Raw genomic sequence first — 24,379 nt, 5'->3', positions numbered from 1 at the left:
TCGTACCTGGAAAGCTCTTCAACCTCTTCGTAGCGGCGCGCGGAATCTTGGATCCCGACAGAGTAGGGAGACAATAATTCCGGTGGGCGTCGATTTGCGCGGCGCGACCCCCGGGCGGAGCCCGGGGCTAGAGAAGCTGGAAAGCTAACGCTACCAAGGCGGTTTAGGCGCGCCGCAGCGGGGATCTGCCGCCGCTTGTGAGGCGGCTTGACTGGCGCGTGGTGCAGAGGCGGTCGAACACCTCGTCGACAGCTGGAAGGTAGGAAGACGCTTCACTTGGCTGCTGGAGCTTGGCAGCGTTCGTTTGCGATGCAGGCCATAGGCGTTGAATCGCAAGGCCTGGAAGGGCAGGGCGATAAACTGCCGCGGCAGCTTGAGACGCTGCGTATTTCGAGACGGAAGCTGCAGCTGGGCTACCTTCTGTTGTAGACCATGGCGAGCGGCTGTCGAGAGTGAGTCCGGCCAAGTTGAGGTCTTGGCCGAAAGCAACGTCGTGTTCGTTCGCGCGAGGATCTTCCAACTCCTCGACGACAGGCAAAGCGAGCGCGGCTGGCGCAACGATGGCGAACGGCGTGGCGACGACCGCTGCGACCGTAGCGGCGCCGTAGTTGTTCTTCCAGACGTCGAGGTCGCCGGCGTCGACGACCAAATTGCCGCTGCCGTCAGCTCCCAGGAGTGCGGGAGTCTTCGCGCCGAAGCTCCGCTGCCACGTGAGGAAATCTTTACCGTCGACGACATTATTCGAGTCGTAGTCGCCGGGAGTACCGGGGATGCCGTTCCAGCCAGGCGATCCGCCGTTCATCGCGCTGGCGCGCCAATTGGTCGGATCGCTGGCGCCGCCTGCCGGATTGATGATTTCCAACGACGGCCCGCCTCCGTCCGGAGCGGTTGGCCACAGGCCGCCGTCGTCGTACTCAATGGTTTGAATTGGCGTACCGTCTGCGGCTGCCAGGACGATGATCTCGCCGCCGTTGCTCAAGTTCGCCGTACCGTAACCGCTAGGAGCGAGGTTGACGCCGAGGCCGTAGACCGCTTGGAACTGCGTTGGGTTCTTGGCGACGACAATGCGCTGTCCGGCTGCCAAACTCAGGCCGTTAGCGAAGACGTAGGGCGTTGCAGCGAACGTAGTGAGTTGGACGCCGGAGAGATCAACGGGCGCCGAACCGGTATTAAGAACCTCGATAAATTCCAATTCTTGAGGGTCGACGCCGACGGGAGCAATGGTCGGGTTGTAGTGCAATTCGGTAATCGCCAGCGTCGGAAGGGCCGACGGCGCAGCTGCCAAGAATTCGACCGGCGACGACCAGTGGCTCCAATGGCCGTCGCTATCCTGCATGCGCACGCGGGCGCGGTACGTCTTGCCGGCCGCGATGGCGCCGCTGGGGACGCTCACTTGGTTGGAGAAGCTGGCGAGCTCGCCCGACTCCCAAGTTCCTTGGATTTCGTAAACATACTCGTTGCCGGCGACGAAGTTGGCGCTCGAGGCGCTCTTCACTTCGGCGACGCGCCACTCCATGCGAGCGAACGTGCCTGGGCCTTGGGGATCGGCGAACGCGGACGTCTGGAAGGCGAGGCCGTCAGCCGCAAAGCCGACTGCGCCAATGTAGGAGATCGTCGGCGTCGATGGGATGCCGATGTCGCTCCCTTGCGAGACCATTTGGTTGTAGCCGTAGCCGCCGGGGCTGAGGTAGCTCTGCATGTAGGAGACCAAGCCCGCGAACGTTTGGTTTGGCAGCAGGCTCGCGTTAAAGTTTTTGTACCAGATGCCTTGCTTGTTCTTCTGCGGGTGATAGTCCCACTGCGATTGGTTCGCGTTGACGATTGATAGGTCGCCCGTGCCAAGCGTGAGCGTCCGTGCGAGTTCTTCGATTACCTTCGCCGCATCGCCGTTGCCGAGCAGCAGGTCGGTGATCTCGCGCAAGCGGTTCTGGTACGCGAGCTTCGCCGCAGGATGATCTTGCAGCAGCGTGCGAATGTTTTCGCGCGTCGTCACCGGCGTGCCAAAGTGAGGCGCGTCTTCGAATGTGAGATCGAGATCCCACGGAATGACGTACCACTGCCCGGTCGCCTGATTGTGGTAGTAGTTGACGTTCTCGTTCGGACGGATGTCGGAATTGTTCACCGCGTGGTTGATGAGGTTCCACGCAAAGTACACGTCCCAGTTGAGGTTCGCTTCCCACCATGCGAGCGACTCGAAGCCGCCGTCGGCGCCGTTGAGGAAGGCGATCAAGTCGGAACGATCGGTCGGCAGCTCCGAGCCTTGATGGCGATTGGTCGTGGCGCCGAAGGCCTCGCCGTGCATGTTGTAGATCGTGCCGTCGTCGAGTCCGCGTTCGTCAAGGAAGCTGCCGTCGGGCTGCTCGATGCCGATGTAGAGCCCCCAGTAGTCGCCGCCGTATTGATTGGCGCCCGTTTCCGAGGCGTCGTCGATGACGCGAAACTGAAAGTAGTGCGTCTTCGGCGACGGGGCGCCGGCGAGTTCGTACAGCTTGAATGCCGCGGGTTCGAACAGCACGGTGCCGTCGGTCGACGCATCGTTGCGCCACCAGGGGTTGGTGCCTGGCAGGACGTTGATCTCATCCCATAGCTCAGCGTAGGGCTTGCCGTAGTTGTCGCGGGCTTGCAGGAAGTGGCCCGTTTGGAATTCGATCTTCCACTTGTTCTTGCCGACGGCATACGTCGACGCCTGGCCGCGATTGCGAAACAGCACGTGATCGTAGACGACGCCGTCGTAGACGAGCGTGCCGCGGAACTCGACTTCGTTGTAGGAGGGGTTGTACTGGCTGTTTTGGATGTCGGCGGCGTTCGCAATGAGATGGTAGGTGGCGATGTCGTCGAGCTTGGCGCCGCTGTAGACGACATTGGGCGAGACGCCGGGGCGGAGCGAGGCGGTGTAATTGGGGACGCCGTCGTAGACAAAGTAGGCAAAGTTCGGCTGCGGATCATCAGCGTACGGGCCGCGCACGGAGGCGTCGAGCGTATCGGTCGCCGTGACGCGGTAACGCACGAGTCGACGGTTGACTTGCAGCGAGCCCGGCAGCGTCACGGAGTAGACGCCGTCTCCGGCGACGGCGTCGCCATTGAGGCCGTCGTCGGTCATTGTCACGATGGTCCAACCGTCGCTATACGCGGAGTCGCTCAGCCGGACGTAGGCGCCGGCGTCGACGGTTTGATAGTCGAGCTTCACCGACTGCACGCCGTTGGGATCAGTCACCTTCATGGTGATCGTCACTGCTTGGCCGCTGTCAGGTTGCAGCACCGATTGCGTCAGTTGCCGCATTTGCGGCGCGGAGTTCGTGGCGTAAACGGAATTCTGGGCGCCGGGCGTCGGTAGGCCGAGCGTATCGGCGGGGATGCCCAGTTCCAGATTGAACGACGCATCGCTGCTGCCGAGCGACTCGTTCAGCACGTGGACGGCAATCGTGTTCGTCCCCAGCGTCAGGTACTGGCTCATCCCTGTGAGGACAATCTCTTCCCACTCTGCTTCGTGGTTGGCGCCGGAGGGGCTGTTGAAGTTCTTGTCGCCGGGAGAGACGTGGAACCGCGTGACTTCGACGCCATTGAGATAGACGATGGCGCCGTCGTCGACGTAGATTCGCAGCTTGAGTCGATCGGGAACGGAGCTACTCAGCGTAAAACTCTTGCGCGCGTAGAACGTCGAATAGCTGTTCTGCATATCCGACAGGATCGTCGCGTCGTCGCCGTCGCCGAAGCCAATCGAGGCGAGGCCCGACTGCCAAGCAACTGAATCGTTGCTCGTGACGAAGCCGTTGAGCCGCCAATTGTTGGCGGGATCGTTGGCGACCGTCGGCGGGTTGGCGGTGATTCCCTTGCGGTATTGCCAGGTCGTGCCGGGGGCGATCAGCCGCGAGCCGGCGTTGGGCGTCGACGAAATGCCGGAAGATCGCCAGTTGCCGGCAAGGTCGTTGTCGAGCGCGGGGTTGATCAGTTCGATGGAACTGCCAAAGTCGCCAGTCGTCGGCCAGGGAAAGCCGAGCTTGTAAGTGACCGTGTCGATCAGCGAATTGGCGGCGTCGCGAAGTTCAATGGTTTCGCCGTCGTTCGAGAGCTTATCGCCCGTTTCCCATTGCCCGAGCGGGGCGAAGCCGAACTTCGCTTGGAAGTCGGCGGCGTTTTGCGTGACGACGACGTATCCGCCGGCGGCGATCGCGGCGCCGCTGGCGAACGTGTAGTCAACGGCTTGGTCGATTCGCCAATCTGAGAGATCGACTGCAGCGGCGCCCGTGTTGTGGAGTTCGATAAACTCGACTTGCTCGGTCGCATTCTCCGGGTCGTAGTGAAACTCGTTGATGACGACCGCCATCAGATGACGCGGTTCCAGATGTTCGAAGCCGCTGCGACGGAGGCTCGCGTGGTTTGAGAAGGGGGGCTTCTTCAATCGGTGCTTCTTTCGCCCAAGAGCCATCGCGGAAAATCCCGGTGTCGATAATTGCGTTGCAGTGATGAGAGTGCGTCGTGGAGGAGTTCAGCTGCTCGTGATGCCTTACCGTTCAGTATGTCATTGGCGAGCGAGTTGTCGCAAATCGCCGGACCAATGTCGGAGCGTGGTGAAGTCGATGGCGGCGAACGCATCGTCGTGTGCTTGATGGTTGCCCGCGTTCAGCGTAGCGTGACTTGCCTCGCTCTTGGCCCAAACGCGGCGGTTGAGGCTCGGCGCTGTAGGTTCTTCGTGACCGCTTGAGGGCGTTGGCTCGATATTCCGCGCGCGGAGCATCTCGGTTCGACCAGTCGGCAGTTCTGACGCTAAGCCAAGCGTCGTCAGCGCGAAGGGCCGCCTCTCAGCAAGCGTTTCAGTGAGCACCTCGTCTGCCGAGTGCGCCGTAGGGGAATCGGCGCCCGCGATGCTCGCCGGAGCAGCGAGTGAATCCGGGATCGCAACCGCAGCGACGGAGGATGCCGCGATCGCCGGCGGGTTGCTCGCGCCGAAGGTCGCTTTCCAGACCGCCAGATCGGCCTGATCGACGTCGCCGTCCTCGTCGGCGTCGCCTTGAGCGTGCGTGCTGCTGGTGGCGCCGTAACTACGCTGCCAGCGTAGAAAATCGGCGCCGTCGACGCGCCCGTCAGCGTTGAAATCGCCAAGCCGCAGTGGGAACAAGGTGGGCGCCGCCGTGGGGATGACTTCGATGTAGTTTGGCCGCGTTCCCCGTTCGACCGCGTTGCCCGCATCGAGCGTCAACCGGCCGTCGGCGACGGTCACCATCATTGTCCGTTGCTTGAACTGATTGGCGGCGAGCGTCGCGTTGTTCCAGAAGGAAATCCCCTCGACATTGAGCGTATGCGCCGAGGTGAACGAAGGATCCCCGATCGAGACGGTCACTGCGTAGACGCCGTTTGGCAGTGCAAGTTCCCAGCTCTGCCCGGCGTGGAATTGGTTGAGCGTGTCGAGCCGTTGGTCGGCGTTGGCGTCGCGATCGCGGGCCACGTCGGTGTGATCGCTCGACCATCCGTACGACTGACCGTTGCCACGGTTGCCGAAGACTAAGCCCGCATCGGCGAGATACCCCGCCGGAGTCGCTGCCGACGCCGTTTGAAAGTTGACGTAAACTTGCGAACCGGTTTGATCGCCGATGAGCCGAGCGTTCGCCCAATCGGCGTGGTCCAAGCCGTCGCCATTGCCGGCATTGCCCACGACCAGCCGCAAGACCTGCACGCCGACGACGCTCACATCGACTTTTTGACTCGCACTGGCCCCGGTCATCGTTCCGGAATTGAAGAGCAAGACGTTGTCAGCATAGACCTGGAAGGTGACTGATCCATTGTCGCCCGTTTCGTCGTCGACGCCGACGTCGGCGATGAACCGCTCGAACTTGCCGCCGAGTTGATACTGGACGTCGGAGAAGGCGTGGACGCCGAGGCCTTTCACGTACCCGACGCCTTGGATCGCCATCGGCACGCCGTCGCCGGCCGCCGCTTCGCCATTGCTCGTGTCGCGTTCGATGGGTCCCCAGCCATTCGGCGCGGGGGCGTTGGCAACCGGCAGGTCGCTGAGGAAAGCGAGCGACCCTGAAGCATCCGCGTAGAGTGCGATGTACGCCTGGCCGCTCGCTGGCGTCGCGATTGTGCGCGTGTTGTTCGTTTCGCCGTCTTGCCAGCGGACGAACGTCGCCAGCGCGCCTGTGGAGGTTAACTGCGTCAGCGGGGCGGTGAGCGTCCGTTCGATGTTGACGACGCCGGTCGTCGTCAGCGGCGCTGCCTGGGGTTGGCCATCGATCAGAATTTGCCCGCCGCCGAAGTTCGTCATCACGGTGAAGTTACTGGTCACCGGATGGACGTCGCGGAAGATGCTCGTTTTGAGGCCGGCTGAATCGACGACCGTGAGCGTGATGCGATACCAGACGTTGGGCGAAATTTCCCCGATCGTGGGGATCACAAAGCTGCCTGAGCTGATTCCCGCCGTCGGCGGCATGAAGGGGTGCGAGTGCGTGTCGTGATGAAGATCGACTTGCCACGTCATCGCACTGCCGCCCAGCGCCCCATCCTCCAGGTCCTGAGCGGTGGCTGAAAAGGAGATCGTCTCGCCGCCGACGTAGGTTTTGCTGAGCGTGGGCGTGACGATCGTCGGCGTGGGGGGCGTGTCGGTTGTCACTGCGAGCGTGGCGACATTGCTCACGGCGTTGCCGACGATGTTTGTCACGACGACGCGCACCTGGGCGCCGTTATCGGCCAACGAGACGTTGTTCAGCGTGAGCGTGGCGCTGGTGGCTCCGGGGATGTTGACGAACGCCGACCCGTTGTAACGCTGCCATTGGTAGTTCAACGGCGTCGATCCGGCGGCGCTCGCCGTGAATATCGCGTTCTGCCCAAGCGAAACCAGCGCGTTGCTCGGGTGCTGGTTGATCTGCGGGGCAATGTTGGCGGCGAATTGAATCTTGCGAATCGACCCCGTGCCAATGCCCGGTGCTCCTCCGGCCCCGGCGCCACGAGCGATGTAGTAGAGCGAGCCGTCGCTCGTCACTTCGATGTTCATCGGGTACTCGGCGCCAGTCGCGAACGTGACGGCCGCCGCTGGGTTCGCCGGATCGACGTACTTGATGCGACCGGCCGTGAACTGCGAATAAAAGTAACCTCCCTGGTATTGCGCCGGGAACTGCGGCAAGACGCCGCTGTAGAATGCACCGCCGGTAATGGCGCTGTCTTCGCTGTGGTTGTACGCCAACACAGGGTTGGTGAACGTGGGGAACGTCGCAGGGTTGAACGCGCCTTCAGTTAGCGGCCAGCCGAAGTTGCGACCGGCGACCGTGGCTTCGTCGATTTCCTCCCACGTTCCCTCCCCAACGTCGTTGATGAAGTAGCGGCCTGTGACGGGATCGACGTCGCTGCTAAACGGGTTGCGCAACCCCGAGGCCCACACGTAATCGATCCAGTCGACGTCTCCCGGGGCGTTGCCGCTCCAGTCGTTTCCGCCAGCGGGATTCGTATCGGCAGGATTGTAGAACGGATTGTCGGTCCGCGGCGAACCATCGCGATTGACGCGCAGCACTTTGCCGAGCGGGGCATTGTTGTTCTGCACGATGCTGTTGTTCTGATGATCGCCGATTTGAATCGTGAGCGTGCCGTCGGAGAGAAATTGAATCGCTCCGCCCATGTGCCAGATGGGCGCCTTGTTCGTCGGCAACTGGGAGAAGAGCGGCAGATCGAGCAGCACCACTTCGCTGCCGGGCAGGATGGTTTTGTCCGTCGTCGGATCGACCGTCAGCCGGCTGAGGCGGTTGTGGCTCTCGGGGGACGTTGCCGTGTAATAGACGTAGATGAAACCGTTCGTCTCGAAATCGGGATCGAGCGCGATGCCTTGAAAACCGCGTTCGCCGGTTCCATCGCACGGCAACGTGTACGCCAACTGCGACTGCAGCGCGTCATGCTCGATGACGCCGAGGCGACCGTCTTGAAATGCCACCCAAAGGCGATGTCCGGATGGTTCGGCAGTCATCGCGATCGGGCTGGTTAAATTCGACGCGACGACCGACTCCGTAAAGCCCGCCGGAACAGTCGCCAGCATACGGCGATCTTCGAGCGTTTCGAAACCGAGCGACAGGCTCGCCGCGAACGCTGACCGCCCCCTGGAAGTCGGTGGTACTACGTTGCGCGGACGGCGACGCCGCCACCTCAGCTGTTTGCTCATCACGGCGCCCCTCCGTCTGTTCATTCAACCAAACGCCTTCGGAGCCGCGAGTGCTCGCGACTCCGAAGGCTAGTGCGTACGTCATCTTCCCTCTGCGGTGGATCTCTGTGGTCCGTCGCTGAGAGAGCGTTAAGTCAACTACTTCAAACGGCGGCGGTTGGCCAACAGCCCGACCAATCCAACGACTGCGAGCAACCCTGCCGCCGGTTCAGGAACGGCGGAGAGCGCGACGTGAAACGTCCGGTCGTAGCCGTGATTGGCCAGATTGCCGAGCGTCGCGTCAGCGAACGATCGAGCGCCGCCGGCGCTGTTGAACGCCGTCCCGTTGGCGTAGCCAGCGTCGCTTTGCGTCGCGTCGAAGCCTTGCCAACCATTGGCGGAGAAGAGTTCGAAGGCGTAGTCGGCGTTCGGGTTAAGCGTGGGCGAGTCGGCTCCGGTGAGGCTGAATTTCAACCAACCTTCGGTCTTATCGTTGGCGTTCGAGCCGAGGTTCGCGATCCCGGTGAGCGTGGCGATCGGCGTTAGCGTTGTGCCGGCCACCGAGCTGACGCGCAGGCTCCAGGTTCCGGAGTCGAAGACGCCGCCGCCGCCGTCGCCGACGGCGAGGAGCGAGATCGCTTGCAGTTTGTAGGGCGTCGCGCCGGCGGGAGTTCTGAAGGTTTGCCCGGGAGGGCCGCCGTTGTCGCTGTAGTTTTGCGAGTTGTAGGTTCCGCCGCCGGGCGCCGATCCGCCGGGGACCGTGGCGTCGCTCAGAAAGTTGTATTGATCGAGCGGGCCGACCGTCGGCGGCGTGTTGCCGGCGCTGAAGGACATCGTCACCGCCGCATGCGTTACGCTCGGCACGAACATCGCGAGGAGGGCCATCAGACAGAAGCGTCGTTTCATAAGCATCAACCTTTCAAGCAGAGGATGTGAGATCAAAGCCGTTGAATCCCGTTGTCGCCTCTTCTCTCGCAGCGTTGCCCGCCGCTGCCGCGGTATTCGAAAGAGCAGAGCGTCTCGCCGTTTGTCCCCCAACAACCACGGCGAGACGCTTGCTCGTCGGACGCATAAGTCGGTTTTAATGGAGATTTAGAGCGTGACTCCGGTAGCTGCTCGCCTTGCTCACGGCGAACCCGTGGTCGTCACATTGCCGTCGGCGCGGTCGCCCAAGTCACGGTGAATCTGCCAGTCGATGTCGTAACCGACGGTGTGAATGCTACCGTCGCAGTAGGCCATGTTGAGGCCGCCCGCGTGAGCGGAACCGAAAGCGTCTTGGCCGTTGACGCCAGCGGGATATTCAGGTGCATCGAGTAGAGGCGTTAGTGCAGCAAGTGAACCGTAGGCGCCTGAGGCAGTCTTGCGGAAGTTGTCGTTGTTGAATCCGGTGCACCAAGTTTCATTGTCGCCGGCATCGCCCCCCGTTTCGTAGTTAACAGTCGTGAGCGCCTTCTCGCCCACCATGTATGTGTTTGAGGTGCCGTCGGTGATATGCTTAAAAGTGACTTGGCTCCGTTGATGGGAAATGCCATTCAATACCAGAGACGAGTCTTGTGGAGGCGACATCGTCGCTAGTCGGCTTTCAAACCAGGAATATCCGCCAACCGCCGCGTAGGTTGAAGGGAAACTATCCGCTTCGTCGTACACCGTTCCAGAGTTGGCCGCGTAGTCGCTCCGTCCGACCGCCTCAGGCTTGAGCGCGTTGTAGATGCCGGTTGCATTCAGGTAGGGGAACGTCTGACCTCCCGGTCGACGAGACGGGCAGGTGATAGCGTCGAGCGGCGAAGTAAGCGTTGTCCTTGCCGCCGTTCGCTGGCCTTGGGTCAGCACGTCAGGCTGCCCGTCTTTACCTTGATCGTGCAGCGCGGCCTGCTCGAGAAACGGCAGCGTGTTGTAGATCCACCCGCCCGGTTGATCTTTGCCGAAGCCGCGATCCGGATCGCCCGCCCAGAACCAACCCCAACCCCCAGTCGGGAAGTGCTTCTGGATGTCGGCGTGGTTCATGCATCCGAGCGCCATTTGCTTGAGGTTGTTCTTGCACTGCGTGCGTCGCGCCGCTTCACGGGCCGCTTGCACGGCGGGTAGCAGGAGCGCTACCAGGACGCCGATAATCGCAATCACCACCAACAATTCGACTAACGTAAATCCTGCATTTCGACGCCGCATGGCTCGACTCCTCAGTCTCGATGAACGCTTTCCGTTAGCACATTGATTTTCCGCAGCGGCGACCGCGACGCGCGACGCCAGCCAAGCCGAAGATGGCGCCGACGGCGAGGGCGGCGCTTGCTGGTTCCGGCACGCCAATCTGCGCCAGCACGGCGGCCGGCGCGTTGTTCTTCCAGATCGTGTAGTCGGCCAAATCGATCTTGCCGTCGAGCGTGAGATCGCCCATCACGCGAGTGGCGCCGGTCGCTAGGAAGAAGTTGTTCTTGATGAGCGTGTAGTCGGCGAGGTTCGTGAACCCGTCTTCGTTGACGTCGCCAGGGCCAGGGGCCAACGACACGCCGCCGATGATCTGGATGGCGTTGATCGGCGCGCGAAACCCATTGGGGGTCGTGAGCGTGGTATTCGTCGTCAGCGTAAACGACGACCCCGTCAAGCCGCGGAAGCGGAGATAATTGCCGTCGACCGTCAGATCCGCATCGATACCCGGATCTTCGACGAATGCCGTCGGGCTGCCCATCGAGCTGCCGTACTTCACGATGTTGTTGATGCCGTCGTTAATCGTGTACCCGCCGCCGCGATTGGCGTTCGAGTCGCTGACGAAGTAGACGTAGACGTCGTACGCCGGCGTGCGGAGCGTCGTGTCGAGGTTGTTGACGGTGATCGAGATGCCGTTAGCGGCCGTGTCTCCCGTGTCGAGGTAGCCCGAGGTCAGGATCTTGTTCGGCCCAGCGGGGAAAGCGTTGTTACCGCCGGAACGCCAGGTGTTCGGGCTGGTCCAGGTGACTGTCGCCCCGCTGGCAACCGGCGTGCCGGCATTGTTGTAGAAGAGTCCGCCGACGCCGGTGCCGTTGGCGCCGAGCAAATTGTTCCAATTGGCCGCAGGGATGACGCCCGCGACGTCGGTCGGGTTGAGCGAGCTCGTCGCCGCGTCGGGATCGCCGGCGGCGAAGTTCAGCCCCAAGCTCTGGGCATTAACAGTTGCGGGTAGGAGCCACGCCAGGGCTCCGACGATCGCCAACAGGTGCTTTGTATTCATGATTGATGTTCTTTCCTGAAACTCGTCCGGACAGTCAGGATTGGAAGTTGGAATAAGTTGAAGAGAGGAGCGTGCTGATTAGTTGCACGCGTTCGAACTGTCGTTTCGATGAACCTAGCGGTGGCGTCGTCGCCCGCGAGCAGCTACGAGCAGCGCGCCCGCGAGGGCCAACGTTGCCGTTGCCGGTTCGGGAACTCCGACGAGGGCCGCGATTTCAGGAGGAGCGGCCGCGCGCCAGCGGCGGAAGTCATTGAGGTCGACGTAACTGTCGCCGTTGAGATCGCCGTTGGTGAAAATCGCCGCTGGCTTTTCGAGATTGTTTCGAATGATGGTGTAGTCGGCGAGATTGACGACGCCGTTGTTGTCAACGTCGCCGGGGCCGCCGGGAGGCGCCGTGAGCTGGGCGACGAATGTTCGGTCGTATCCGTGCGCGGCCACGTTGCCGAGCGTGTTGTCGTTGAACGACCGGATGGCGCCCGCGCTGTTAAACGCCGAGCCTCCCGCGTAGGCGGCGTCGCCTTGCGTCGCGTCGACGCCGAACCAGCCGGCGGTGGTGTAGACCTCGAAGGCGTATAGCGCGGCGCCGTCGAGCGTCGTCGTATCAGACCCGGTGAATGAGAGGGTCACCCATTCCGTGCCAATGGCGCCGGCGAGCGTCGGAATGCCGGTGATGGTTTTCAGCGGCGTCAGCGTGGTTCCGCTAACCTTGCTGACGCGGACGGCCCAGGTGACGCCAGCCGCGTCGATCACGCCGCCCGTGTCGCCCACGCCCTTCAACGTGAGGGCGGTCAACGCGTAGAGATGCTTCGTGCCGGGGGCGGTAAACGTCTGCCCCAGCGGCCCGCCGTTGTCGGTGTATGACTGGGAGTTGTAGGTTCCGCCGCCCGGCGTGTTGCCCCCCGGGATGACGGCGTCATCCAGCAATTGGGATTGATCGTAAGTGCCAAGCGCCGGCGGGCTGGCATTGAACGAGAGCGTGGCGGCGCCATGTGCCGAAGACGCGATCGTCGCGGCGACAAGGGTGGCGGCGAAAACAGCTTGGATGCGAATCATCTCTCTCTTACCTCCGAGAGTCGTGTTCGAAAAATCTTGTTGACGGGGCAGGGCGGCGACAAAAAGATCCAACGCTTGCTGCGTTGAACTGTGTAATCCGCATCAGCGGCGACGGCGGCCGGCGACGACGGCCAGCGACGCTACGCAGGCTAAGACGCAAGCAGCAGGTTCTGGCACGGCGGCAGCGGCGCCGACGGCGGAGGTGGCTCCGAAGTTGCTTTTCCACGTCGCCAGATCGCCGGCGCTGAGCGGATTCGGCGAGCCGCCGCGTTGCCACAGCAGGAAGTCGGCGCCATCGACGCGGCCATTGCCGTCGTAGTCTCCCGCCAGCGCTGCGCCGGAGGTGAATGAAATCGTGGCCATGCGGAACGTCGACTCGTTGCCTAGGATGAACTTCATGCTCAAGCCATCCTTAGCGGCTTGCGTGGCGAAGTTGCCAATGTTGCCGAGCGAGATCGATTGCCCGGCGGGAATGGCGAGCGGCGCCACCGGGTTCGTCTCCGACAAGGCGCTGGTTGTCGTCGGCGACTCCTGCCAGTTGGGGTACGTTCCCGCGCGATCGGCCAGGCTCGTCCAGGTGGCGCCGTTGAGCGCGCCGGTCGACGACAGAATCGAGTATCCGTCGATCGACAGCGATGTCAGCGAGTCGTTCTTGAGCGACGCGATGCCGGTCGTCGTGTTGACGATCAGCGCGATGTTATTGAGGAACTGCGTGCCGACGTATTCAATCTGGCCGCTCACCACGGCGCCGCCGGTGGCGTGGTAGGTGAACTGGAGATCCTCGCCGTTGACGCCAAGCCCTTTGCTGGCGACCGCGGTTTTGCTGAACCCAGTTCCGAGGGTGACGGACGTTCCTGCGGCGGAAACGTTGAACGAGCCAGTCGGCTTGAATTCGGCCAAACCATTCGCAGAGTTGCCCGGTGCCTTTTCCCAGCCAGCGTTCCCGGCGGGTGCGCCGGAGATGCCCTTGTAGCTGGTGAGCAGCGAACCGATCGTGGGCGAGGTAATCGTGTAGCCATCGAGTTGGCTCACCGCCGCGCCCAGCGGATTGCGGATGGAAAGCTCGCCCGTGTCACGGTTGACTCGCAGTACGAGCATCGTTTCCAAGGCGACCTGCAGCAGTTGGCCGTTGTTTCCGCCGGCGGTTTGGCGAAGCCGATACGCCGAACCGAGGGCGGGGGCGGGGGCGCCGGTCACTTGAATTGGCCCGCCGATCGTGGCGTTGGCGAAGTTGCCGGTGATGGCAGCGGCGTCGACGAGATTCCAAGAGTTGCCTGCAGTCGGCGTCACGCCATTGAATTGCACCGCCAAGTTGCCGCCGAGCGCGACGCTGGCGGCCGATTTCACCGGCGAGTGGCCGGAGCCGCTGGTGATCTCGTGCGTCAAGACGCTCGTTCCTTGGAACGTCACCCCGGTGGCGGAGTTGAAGTTGACGTTCGGACCGGTGATGCGCAGGTTTCGCGAGATCGTGGAACTGCCGCTGATCGCCACGGCGGCGTTGCCGCTGAAGGTTGCTTGGCTAGCCGCCTGGCCAGCGACTGACAGGCTGGCGGCGGCAAACGAACCGGTTCCGCTGACGTTGAGCGTCCCGGTACCGGCGACGCCGATCGCAGCGGCGCCGGTCGTCGAAGGGCTCACCACACTGTTGAACACGCCGCCGGAAGTGATCGACAACGTGCCGGAATCAGCCGCGGCTTGTCCGAGCGACACGCCGCCGACGTCTTGGATGATCGCCGTGCCGAGCGTCGCCGTTCCGCCATTGTTAATGACGCCGATTTCTTCGAAAGCAGCTCCCGGCGCCCCCTCGGGACGCGCCGCGCCGCCAGGCGTGTAAGACCAATTGGCGTTCGAATTCCATCCGGAACTGCCGGTGGGCAGCCAGTAGATGTCGAATCCCGCCGTCGCCTGTGGCGAGGCCGCAATGCTCAGACCGACTGCAGCGAGCGTTGCCGCGATGAAAAGCCTCAAACGCGTCATGATGCATCCCCGAAAGAGTTGCTGTTATCCCTTGCCTCGCGTGGAGGCCCAGCAGAGTCACACAGTCGTGCCGAACGCGCTGGCTCTGGCGGCGGAGCGTCGACCGTCGTCACGCAGCTGATGGCTGCGGACTACGCCGTCACTCGACTCGCCAAGAACACCGCTGGATGACAAGCGAAGTCGCGCGTCGTCACGATGAGAAGAGAGTTAGAAAAGCCTCTCGATCGCGGCGTCCCCACCGCGGTCTGCCTAGTATCTCCGGAGGGCTGGCCGTGGTGACGCGCTTTCTTCATATTTTCTTCTTTTGTCGCCGGAATTTCGCCAAGAACTCTCCAGTCGCAGAAATTTGCGGAATCACAGATTTTCTTCGCCACCCGCTATCGTTTCGCGGAGACTCTATGCTGGAGAGGAAGGCAGCACACCATTGTCGAGGCATCGGGTAGGGGCATCGGCGCGCCATTTCCAAACGGTTGAAATTTCTACGATGAGCGATGGACGCAGCGAGGCGCTGGAGGCTTACGTGCAGGCGTTGACTGCCAACCAGGGCCGTCTGCGCGGATACATTTTGGCGTCCCTGGGGAACTACGCCGATGCGGCCGACGTGCTGCAGCGCACGAATCTCGTCCTCTGGAAGAAAGCGGGCGAGTTTCGCACCGGCTCGGAGTTCTTGCCGTGGGGATTGACCATCGCCCGCTACGAAGTGCTGTCGTTTTTGCGCGACGGCCAACGCGATCGGCACGTCTACTCGACGGCAGTTGCGGAGATGATGCTCGACTCTGCCGCCGTGGAGGCAGCGGATGCGAACGACCGGCAAGCCGCTTTGCGGAAGTGCCTCGACAAGGTGCCGCGGAGGAATCGCGAATTGCTCTGGCAGCGTTACAGCGCGGAAATGTCGATTCGACAGATCGCCGCCCAAGCGCAGCGGAGCGAGGACTCAATCAAGAGTCTGTTCCTGAGAATCAGGAAGGGACTGGAGCGTTGCGTCGAAGCGAGTTTGAACTGGAACGCAGACTAAGGCAGCGGATCAGGGGCAGCGACGACGACCGCCGATCGTCGCTTGGAATCATCAATGGCCACCGAAGAAGACGAACTTCGAGAACTCTTGCTCGTCGCACTCGACGGAGAGTTGTCGGACGAGCAGCGCGCACGGCTCGATGATTTACTGCGCGGCAGTGAAGCCATGCGGCGGTCGGCTGCGAGATTCCTCTACGACGATTCGGTCCTGGCAGAAGAAATTGGTACGCTGGGCGAAGCGCTCGATTTCTTGCAGCATCCCCTGGAGCAGACCGCGTCGGGGGATGTGATTCCCATGGTTTCGTCAGCGGGAGCGGCGGGCTTAGCCCGAGGTACGGCTCAGAGTTCCCGCAAACGCTCCGATTCTGTAGAACCGCCCAGCACGCTCCCCACTAAGTTCTGGCGCGCCACTGATTACGTCAATCGGCACGGCGTCGCGGTCGCTCTTGTCGCCAGCATCGCCGCCGTGGCGTTCATGTGGCAGTACACGACGATGATGGCCAAGCTTGATCGCCTCCACACGCTCGCCGCGGCCAGCGATCCTGCCGAAGTGAAGAAGCATCGGCAAGCGATTATCAAAGGAGCCGCCTCTCCCGGCAGCCCGCCCGTAGCGCGAGTTACCGGTCTGTCTGGTTGCGAGTGGCCGAAAGGCGTCTCGGGGCTGAAGTTCGGCGATACGCTGGCGCCTGGGCAGCGCCTCCGACTGACGAAAGGGATCGTGCAGCTGACCTACGACGCCGGCACGCGTGTGATGCTCGAAGGCCCGGTCGACATGGTGATGACGACCGCCATCGAAGCAAAACTTTCGTCGGGGAAAATCGCCGCCGCCGTGCCGAGATTCGCCCGCGGCTACACGATCCTCACGCCGACGGCCGAAGTCGTCGACCTGGGCACGGAGTTCGGCGTGGCTGTCGACAAACTCGGCGATTCGGAAATCCACGTTTTCGACGGCGACGTCGTCACGCGGCCGCTCGGCGAAAAGGGCGTCGACGGCAATCTGGTGCACACCCGCCAGGACCAAGCGGTGAAGTTCGGCGTCTCCGCGAAGAAGCCGGAACGAATTCGTGCCGATAGCAAGAAGTTTGTCCGTCGCCTGATTCCCGACCTCCCCGCCGATAAGCTTCCGCAGTTGCCGCTGACGGAGAAGCTGACGCTCTGGCTGGCGGCCGACGTCATGCCGAGCATGCAGGAAGGGGATCCCGTTTCGGTTTGGCCCGATATTCTCGTTGGCGAAAACAGTTTCCCGGACGACGCCTGGCAGTTCGACGAGCGCCTTTGCCCGACGTGGATTCGCGATGGGGAGAAGCGGCCGGCGATTCGATTCGACGGCTGGTCGACCTATCTGTCGACGAGCCCGATGGAAGCGGGCGACCAGCAGACGGCGTTTGTGGTGTTCGCCCCCAGCCCCGCGACGTTTGCCAGCTCCACTCACGGCGGAATGCTGCTGAAGTATGGTTTGAACGCCCCCTCGCTGGAGCTGAGTCTCCTTACCGACCACGTGCCGCGTGGCCTCGTTTGGGCGAGTAATTCTGTTGGAGAGACCTCAAACGTTGGTATGATAAGCGGCGTGCCAGTGAAGCCGTTGGCGCCGTGTGCTGTCGCCTACACCTACGACGCAGTCGGGAATCATTCCGAACTGGCGGTCAACGGGGTGAGCCGAGGGGTATCCGACGCCCCGCGGCGGCTCGAACAGCATGCCAAAAAATACATTGGCAGCCACGCGCAACCCTGGTACGAGGCATACTTTCTAGGCAATATGTACGAAGTGATCGTGTACGACTCGGCCTTGTCGGACGCCGAGCGTCAGCGGGTTTTCCAATACTTATCAACGCGATATGGACTGCAACTCGGCGAGTAGCCGGTTGAGTCCGAAGTTCGACGCACGCCCAGACGCGGTCGACGCCAACGAGAGTCGCAGCAGCTTGCCAAGACGCTGCCGTCAATCGTGAGGCGAGACCCTCGTTTGCGGCCGACAGCAATGCGACGAGACGCCATGACCGCCTACCAGCGAACATCGGCTACGACGCGGCAATTCCAGAGCCGCGGGATTCGCCCAGCGCGGACTTCTCAGCGTGCGTTCACGATGATCGAGCTGTTGATGGCGATTGCCGTCATCTCGATGTTGATCGCCGTGTTGCTGCCGGCCGTTCAATCGGCTCGCGAGTCGGCGCGGCGCACTCAGTGCAAAAACAATCTCAAGCAGCTTGCACTGGCCTCGCTCAGCCACCATGACGGGCAGGGGCACTTTCCGACCGGCGGCTGGGGATGGTATTGGCTGGGCGACGCCGACCGCGGGTTTGGCAAAGATCAGCCCGGCGGTTGGATGTTCAACCTGCTTCCCTACTGCGAGCAGAGCGCGCTGCACCAACTCGCCTCTGACGGCGATCCCTATGTGTTGACGCGAGACCAGCGGGTTGGCGCCTGCCAGATCGTAGAATCTCCCCTCTCCGTGCTCAATTGTCCGTCGCGACGCGCGAACCGCACCTATCCGCTTTCGGCTCACGAGGGCGGGAGCCTCGGCTTCTTTAACTCGAACACCCCCGTCGCCGCTGGTCGGAGCGATTACGCGATCAATTCGGGGCACGTCTACAGCGAGTGGCACAACGACGCGCTGGGGCAGGGGCCTAAAAACTACATCGATGCCGACGTTTGGACGGCCAACCGCATTTGGGGAAGCGACCAATCGCGATTCTTGCAGCTTCCGAACGGCGAGCCGACAATGACGGGCGTTTCCTATGAACGGAGCAAGGTCGCCACGCGCCATGTGCTCGACGGCTTGTCGTCGACCTACTTGGTCGGCGAGCGATACATTCCCCACGGCGACTACGAGTCGGGACTGAATAGCGGCGACAACGAGACCTGGTGCACCGGATTCAATAACGACAACTATCGCAGCACCGGTTGGCTCGTTGGGCTCAACTATGTGCTCGCGACGCCGCTGTTCGATGGCGTCGTCGTTACCGACGAAGTCACGGCCGGTCGCTACGGCTCAGCCCATGTCGCCACTTGGAACGTGTCGTTCTGCGATGGCAGCGTTCGCGACATTTCTTACGACATCGATGCGATTATCCATCGCGACCTCGGAAACCGCGCCGACGAAAACATGGTTTCGCCGCCGTAAGGTTGGCTGGAACATTCTTCTCGCCGCATTCTGCGGATGCACGCCGCCAGTACGCCGGAGGGCGCGGCACGCAGAGCCGTTGATTAATTGCCGGCGCTCTGCTCGCCTCTAAGTCGCGTATGCCCTGGTGCTAGGGCCGCGACGCGCTCTCTATTCCTGTGCGGGAATTCTAGGCTCCCGCGTCGTGCGCCGAATCGCGGATTGCATGTGGCGTAAAGTGTTCTATCATTAGGGGTTCACGCCATTTCTGGAGGGTAAGCGAATGGCTAGCGTCCTGATTGGAATTCAGGTGCCGGGCAACCGGTTGCGGGTTCGAGTCCCGTGCCCTCCGCTAACGCGCCAGCGCGCGTTCGTAACGTGTTGATTTGCAAAGCTTTCGAAGGTCAACATGTTTCTTCTCCTGGTCAGTGTGCACACAACTGTGCATATCCGCCGGACGTCACGCTGACGTCCGGTGCTCTTGTCGAGGCTCTTTATCGTCTTTTGCGAATAGACCGAGCATCGCCTGTTGCGAAATTTGGTCGGCGATGTGGGTGTACGTTTTCATGATGCGAGCGTCCACGTGACCGACCCATTTGCGGACGATCGCTTCCGGCACGCCCTGGGTTAATGCGTGCGAGATAAAGGAATGACGGAAGGTATGTTGGTGGCCAACCAATTGCAACTTTTTCAGTACCGTCTTCAAATGACTGAGGGCTCGACGGTCAGAGATTTGTCGGCCAGCGACGGGGCATTTGGCCGATGGTCGCGCCGTAAATACCCAGCGCCATTGCCGCGGCTGCTGCACAAGCACTTCGCGCAGTTCCGCCCCCATAGGCACGACGCGCTGGTCGCCTGTCTTGGGCTTCCAGCCCTCTTTAGCTCGAATATGGATGACGCTGTTGACGAAATCAACGTCGTCCCACGTTAGCCAAATGGCTTCGCCGGCGCGAGCGCCGGTGTATGCTAGAAAGTGGAAGTACTCTTGGTACGGTGGTTTGGCAGCCGTGAGGATTTGACCAACTTGGTCGATGGTCCAGAATGGCTGCGGCGTGACTGGGGCGCTCTCAATCTGCAGGCCATGTAGCGGGTCTTCAGTAATCAGTTTTCTCCGTAATGCGAAGTTTATCAGCTGGCGGATAGTGACCAAGTCATTCTTAATCGTTTTCGGCTTCGCCTTCTCCGAGCGTAGATTTCGGAATGCGTCGACGAAGCGGTGATCGATCTGGTTCAGACGCTTGAGTCCACGCTCTTCGGCGAGCTTCAACAAGATTGAGAAGCAGTGCTGGTATTTTCCGACGGTTTTCACGGAGCGACGCTTGCCCCGTAAGTAAGCGATATACTCTTCGATCGCCGCTTCGATGCCGGCAGGCTGGGCGGCGCTTTGCACAGTGCCCGCGATAATCTGCCGCTCGAGCTCAAGTGCCAGCTTGCGAGCTTTTCCAACGTGTTCTGTGCGCAGCGACCGTCTCTTCTGGAACCCGTCGAGTCGCCAGTAAGCCCACCACTTGGTGGAATTTTTTCGCCGGTAGATCGAAACGATCTCGCCGACGAGTTCATACTTTTCGTTTGGAAGTTTTCGAGACATCTTGGTCCTGACCGAATACAAAACGGATAAATCGGTCTCGCCAGATGCGGACCTCTCGCCCTTGACGGAAGCTGCACCGCGATAAAAGACCGCGAGAACGCCAGTCACGAATGGTGCCTAGTGGATATTGCGCTAGCTCAGCGGCCTGCGGCATTGTGAGAATTGGCGGATATTTCGACGCCATACCACCCGTCGCCAAAGCACGGATGATCTCGTCATCCTCAAGATGAAGATTCTTGTCGTACTCCATGATTGCATCCTCGAGAAGGCTATGACGGCGAGATCCGTCTCGCGGCGTCACCATCATCGAGCATGCATCACAACGACAATTGTAGCGATGCTGCTTGACTGTTACTTGACTACTACTCTGGGGCGGGCGCCCAACAGATCTGAGCCCCACCGGACTGTGTAGAGAAGCGAATCATCGGCACTTTTCGATTGAGTTCTCCAACCACTTGGTGGATGCCAGTAGCGACTTTCGCGGGATCCAACGGGTTTGCGACAACACGAGCCCAATCCATCAATTGGAAAGCCTCGAGCACTCGATATCGATTGGTGTGAGGCTCACGAACTTTGAATTCCGCGCACTCTTTTTTCCCGAAAGTCAGTATCCCCGTCGCCAGATCAAAATTTGGTAGCACCGCTATCGTAATCGACTGCTCCGCAGCTAACTCGCCAAGACGGTTTAGTAAGAGACGCCGCCGCGATAGAGTGACCACATCAGCAGCGACTCCTAAATCCAAGACGGCTCGTTCTAACGAGATTCTTTTGAGAGCGGCGTAGGCTTCTGGCAGCCGACCTAACGGAAAATCTTCACCGAGTTGCTCCTGCTCGGCAGGAGAGAACTCGGACTCCCAAAGTTGGTAGGCGACGCTACGGACACCGATGCGCGCCAGGGCTTCCGCGAGAAGGGCCGCGACTTCTGGAGTGAGATCTGTTCTAGCTTTGGGATAATGCATGCGAGACTCCTTCTTCATGTATTATCCGCTAGATCGCCCCGTTAACCAATAGATCGCTCTCCTATGCGATTGCACCGGGATTTTCGGGAATTTCTCTCACACCAGCTAAGACTGCTTCACGTGAGCTGCGGTCGACCTCGACAGAAGCTGCCGCTTGTTCCTGGCGCCACTTCTCCGCCAAACATCTTCCCACAAGTCGAATGAATCCGTGTGCTGCATCTGATAATATCAACTTGCCGCAATTTAAGTTCGCCATGTTTCCTCCAATCTAGCGTGCCATAGTTACTGACGTTAGCTTTCCAAACAGAACTCTCCCTTCGTCCAAACAACTACCGCTACCGTGTTAGCCGCGACCGACTTGCGATGCCCGTGTCTCTGGTCGCTTGGCGCGGCGGTACTCCTGATAACTCCACCCACATGGAGTCTCCCTGCTCCTCTATCCAATCTGCGGGAAGCAGGACTTGTCCGCCAACGAGGCGTTTGAACTTGATTAGCATCGCTTTTGGAGGCAAGCCAAATTTCCCGCACAGCGCTGACAGTTCCTCCCCGCGGACCGTAATGTGTTCCGCAGCCTCCAGAGAAAATGCCGACCATAATCGTGGCCAGCGAATCGTAGTATGTTCCATTCGACGCAAGTGGCGCTGCGCTTGCTGAAGCCTGTGGTCGAGACGCAACGCCAACTCCAAGAGCGATCGCCAGCGACTGTCAAGCCGCCGTCCTCGGGCGTACGGCCGCGGACAGCTACTCAATGACTTCAGCATCACGACTTCGGCAGTCCAATCGACCGAGTTGCCGGCTAGTCTTGGACGATAGCCGACAAGCTGCACGCCACGATCTGGCTCATCGAGCACGATCACGGTTGTCAATCGATGGAGTGGCACCAGCTTCGATCCGTTGGTGTGGTAATGGAAACCGAGCGCTGCCCCCTCGCGAGGATGGCGCTCGTAACGCGAAAAAGCATGCACTCCGATTTGCCGTCGCCAGCGACGACGCAGACTGGCCGATGACGTCTTTGAGAATGTAGTCGTGGTCATGAAAGTTCTCCTGAAATAGTTGTGAGATCTGGTGTGTCGATAGAAGTATTCGAAGCAAGCCGACGAGTCCGCGCATCACACGAAGCTTCATGCTCGAACAGCCAGCAAGCGGCCTCGACGTCGATGGCGGAACTTCCCTGTCCCGCCATGACGCGCCAACAAATACCCAATGCCAATAGCGCAGTCAGTGCAGCCGCCAATGAGGCGCCTACGGTTTCGGTCGCCGCCCATCGGCGCTGGCGTTCAATTGCAGCTTGGCGGCTTAGCTCAAGCTCACTCCAATTTTCGAGCAACCGGTTCCGCTCCTCCTGGAGCTTTCCTTGGGCGAGGATTAAGTCGCGCCGAGCCCGCGACTCTTCTTCCACTAGACGACGAGCATTCTCGCTCGCTCCTTGAGCCGTCTGAGCGATGATTTCGCTCTGGCGAGCCTGGCGGTCAGCCGCCTCGCGGGCGATCTCCGTCGACTGGTCTCGGCAACCGACTAGACCCCACAGAGTTAGGGAGATTATCATTAATGCTGTTCTTTTCGCGCTGTTCATCACGGCGTCCTAGTCGATCGAGGAGCACCGCGATGATCCGCTCGAGCGTTCGGCGGATGCGCACCTCGCGAGCGAGCGCTACAGCGACGCTTACCAGCGCTGCCGCAAGCGCGAAGATTAACGATTGAAGCATGCTGACTTTCCGTTTGCGGCTCAGAAGATGTCGTCATGGCTCAATATCTCCTCCGCGATGCGATCGACGTCTTTCCAGAGCGTTGGATACTGGTAGGCTTCAATCGCGGAACGCCAGTGATCATCGAATACTTCCGCGGCGTTTCGCGTTCGTCCTCCGCCGAACCAACCCATCACGATGGCGAAGGCCCAGTCGAGGGCCGGGTCGGGCTTCGCTTGACGGCGTAGCAGCCAGTGTTGACGGAACCGCGTACGGCCTGGAGCGCGATGATCAATTGAGTGGTGCCGCTCTAGCCGAAGTAGTTCTGCCGCTGGTCCCGCCATGAGGAAACGAACGTAGTTCCGAACCGGAGCGTACGGCAGATTCTTTGCGGCTTGTTGGCAGTGATCGAAAAACGTTTCGAAGCGGTAGTGACGATCGCCATCACCGAGCGTCTCGCACAAGACGCCGAGCTCGCGGGCCATCACGGCGTGGCCAGCCACGCGGTAAGCGCGCATCTCGTGCGCATGCATGGGAGTGTAATTCACAGGCGCGTCTCCTGGAGAGAGAAATGGCGGAGGCCGGGGCGCTTCGGCGCCAACCGCTAAACCTCTCGTCATCTATTTATGACGCGTTTCAGGACCAGATTTAGCTCACTGCAGAGCGTATCCGCTCCAGCTTATTTGTTCTGAGTAAGGCGCGTACTCGACAATATTCGAACTCTCCGACGCATAGTCGGTATACTGGCAGCGCCAGCTTTCAGCTTGAGCGCGTGACATCACTCAGAGGGCTGGGAAATGACTTGGAGGAGTTGCGCTCCTGCTAGAGAGAGATCGACGATCTCATTAAGTGCCGCAAGATTTTTCGCACGGCGTTGTTGTCCAATTTGGTCACAGAAGACGAACAACGAATCTTTTATTGTCACATGGGAAGCCGCGGCGCTCATGAAATCTCCCAGGAATACGGCGTAACGGCTAATCTCCACATCGGTTGCACCTATTGCTTGCAGGTAACATTTAACAATATCGCACTTGATGATGCGGTGTTGAGTGTTTAAGGAATCCCATTTTTCTTTAGATGTGGCAAGCGTCTCCTTAATTGTCGCCATATACATTTGCTCTAACAACGACGTGTACCATTTTCTCTTATCAGGCGAAAGCTTTGCCCATTCTACTGAATTGCACCTCGCTTGAAGCGCCATTTTCATTTGGTCAATCATTACATTGTCGACAAAAAGGTCTGTGAATTCGTCTCGCAGTTCCGGTGACGCTCCATCCCACCCCTTGAATTCAAGTTCCTTCAGAAATTGCGTTGCTCTCGCCCGTTCGCGCGGAGGCAATTTCTTGATAGCGAGGATTAGTTTTGGGGGCCATTCCGTACCCTCGCGAGGGATCGCTGACGCATTGACCGTGGGAGCCTCGGGTTGTATGGCGACATTGCGGGAAGGAAGTTGCAACTGCGCTAATAACATCCAACCCAAGTAAGCGCCGAAAGCGGTTCCGATGAACTGTCCGATTGACTTCAAGGAGGCAGCTGGCATACGCACGACCCACTAATGATGCGACGTGACTTGGAAATGCTGGATAAACGGGCATGCCTACGTTGGCTGCAATTTTTTAACACAGGAATTTCCCGTTTTGGGAAATTATAGCTTGGCTCGATACGCTCCGTCCACCTTGGGC

The 24,379-nt window shown here is 60.6% G+C and carries 15 protein-coding genes and 1 tRNA gene; 4 read left to right on the top strand and 12 right to left on the bottom strand.

All coding sequences use genetic code 11. The features are described 5' to 3' along the window. Positions 1-163: 163 nt before the first annotated feature. The 7 genes from PLANPX_RS21225 to PLANPX_RS21195 all read right to left on the bottom strand — a co-directional run bounded on the left by PLANPX_RS21225 (position 164) and on the right by PLANPX_RS21195 (position 14,351). On the bottom strand, positions 164-4,399 hold the full coding sequence (locus PLANPX_RS21225) for a lamin tail domain-containing protein (RefSeq protein WP_172992225.1): 4,236 nt from the start codon (positions 4,397-4,399) through the stop codon (positions 164-166). A gap of 120 nt (positions 4,400-4,519) precedes the next feature. Next, entirely contained in the window at positions 4,520-8,017 is a 3,498-nt protein-coding gene (locus PLANPX_RS21220; protein ID WP_261344406.1) for an NPCBM/NEW2 domain-containing protein, read from the bottom strand. Positions 8,018-8,278: 261 nt separating this feature from the next. Next, on the bottom strand, positions 8,279-9,025 hold the full coding sequence (locus PLANPX_RS21215) for a hypothetical protein (RefSeq protein WP_152100656.1): 747 nt from the start codon (positions 9,023-9,025) through the stop codon (positions 8,279-8,281). Positions 9,026-9,244: 219 nt separating this feature from the next. Then, entirely contained in the window at positions 9,245-10,285 is a 1,041-nt protein-coding gene (locus PLANPX_RS21210) for a DUF1559 domain-containing protein (protein ID WP_152101959.1), read from the bottom strand. A 34-nt stretch (positions 10,286-10,319) separates the two neighbouring features. Then, positions 10,320-11,321, bottom strand: a complete 1,002-nt coding sequence (locus tag PLANPX_RS21205) for a dockerin type I domain-containing protein (protein WP_152100655.1) — start codon at positions 11,319-11,321, stop codon at positions 10,320-10,322. Between the two features lie 114 nt (positions 11,322-11,435). Further along, positions 11,436-12,374 carry a hypothetical protein gene (locus PLANPX_RS21200; RefSeq protein WP_152100654.1) on the bottom strand — a complete coding sequence of 313 codons (939 nt, stop codon included), beginning with the start codon at positions 12,372-12,374 and terminating at the stop codon, positions 11,436-11,438. 102 nt (positions 12,375-12,476) lie between these two features. Then, positions 12,477-14,351 (bottom strand): hypothetical protein, encoded by a 1,875-nt coding sequence (locus PLANPX_RS21195; protein ID WP_152100653.1) that lies wholly within the window; start codon positions 14,349-14,351, stop codon positions 12,477-12,479. 484 nt (positions 14,352-14,835) lie between these two features. Between PLANPX_RS21195 and PLANPX_RS21190 the strand changes: the two genes are divergently transcribed. From PLANPX_RS21190 to PLANPX_RS21175, 4 genes are all read left to right on the top strand, one after another. Further along, positions 14,836-15,366: a sigma-70 family RNA polymerase sigma factor gene (locus PLANPX_RS21190; RefSeq protein ID WP_152100652.1), complete on the top strand. Its 531-nt coding sequence runs from the start codon at positions 14,836-14,838 to the stop codon at positions 15,364-15,366. A gap of 54 nt (positions 15,367-15,420) precedes the next feature. Next, positions 15,421-17,223, top strand: a complete 1,803-nt coding sequence (locus PLANPX_RS21185) for a LamG-like jellyroll fold domain-containing protein (RefSeq protein ID WP_152100651.1) — start codon at positions 15,421-15,423, stop codon at positions 17,221-17,223. A 120-nt stretch (positions 17,224-17,343) separates the two neighbouring features. After that, positions 17,344-18,486 carry a DUF1559 domain-containing protein gene (locus PLANPX_RS21180; protein ID WP_152100650.1) on the top strand — a complete coding sequence of 381 codons (1,143 nt, stop codon included), beginning with the start codon at positions 17,344-17,346 and terminating at the stop codon, positions 18,484-18,486. A 249-nt stretch (positions 18,487-18,735) separates the two neighbouring features. Continuing rightward, positions 18,736-18,817, top strand: a tRNA-Ser gene (locus PLANPX_RS21175). Positions 18,818-18,925: 108 nt separating this feature from the next. Here the strand turns inward: PLANPX_RS21175 and PLANPX_RS21170 are convergent. From PLANPX_RS21170 to PLANPX_RS21150, 5 genes are all read right to left on the bottom strand, one after another. Next, complete coding sequence (locus PLANPX_RS21170; protein ID WP_152100649.1) at positions 18,926-20,161, bottom strand: tyrosine-type recombinase/integrase; 1,236 nt, start codon at positions 20,159-20,161, stop codon at positions 18,926-18,928. A 254-nt stretch (positions 20,162-20,415) separates the two neighbouring features. Continuing rightward, the gene (locus PLANPX_RS21165; RefSeq protein ID WP_152100648.1) at positions 20,416-21,012 is read right to left on the bottom strand and encodes a hypothetical protein; all 597 of its coding nucleotides are present in this window, start codon (positions 21,010-21,012) and stop codon (positions 20,416-20,418) included. A gap of 1,030 nt (positions 21,013-22,042) precedes the next feature. Then, a complete protein-coding gene (locus PLANPX_RS21160; protein WP_152100647.1) occupies positions 22,043-22,585 on the bottom strand; it encodes a hypothetical protein in 543 nt (180 codons plus the stop codon). Between the two features lie 153 nt (positions 22,586-22,738). Continuing rightward, on the bottom strand, positions 22,739-23,245 hold the full coding sequence (locus PLANPX_RS21155; protein ID WP_152100646.1) for a hypothetical protein: 507 nt from the start codon (positions 23,243-23,245) through the stop codon (positions 22,739-22,741). Positions 23,246-23,475: 230 nt separating this feature from the next. Further along, positions 23,476-24,237, bottom strand: a complete 762-nt coding sequence (locus PLANPX_RS21150; protein WP_152100645.1) for a hypothetical protein — start codon at positions 24,235-24,237, stop codon at positions 23,476-23,478. Positions 24,238-24,379: the final 142 nt, after the last annotated feature.

The sequence above is a fragment of the Lacipirellula parvula genome, assembly GCF_009177095.1.
Classification (GTDB): Bacteria; Planctomycetota; Planctomycetia; order Pirellulales; family Lacipirellulaceae; genus Lacipirellula; species Lacipirellula parvula.
This window is presented reverse-complemented; position numbering and strand designations above follow the sequence as displayed.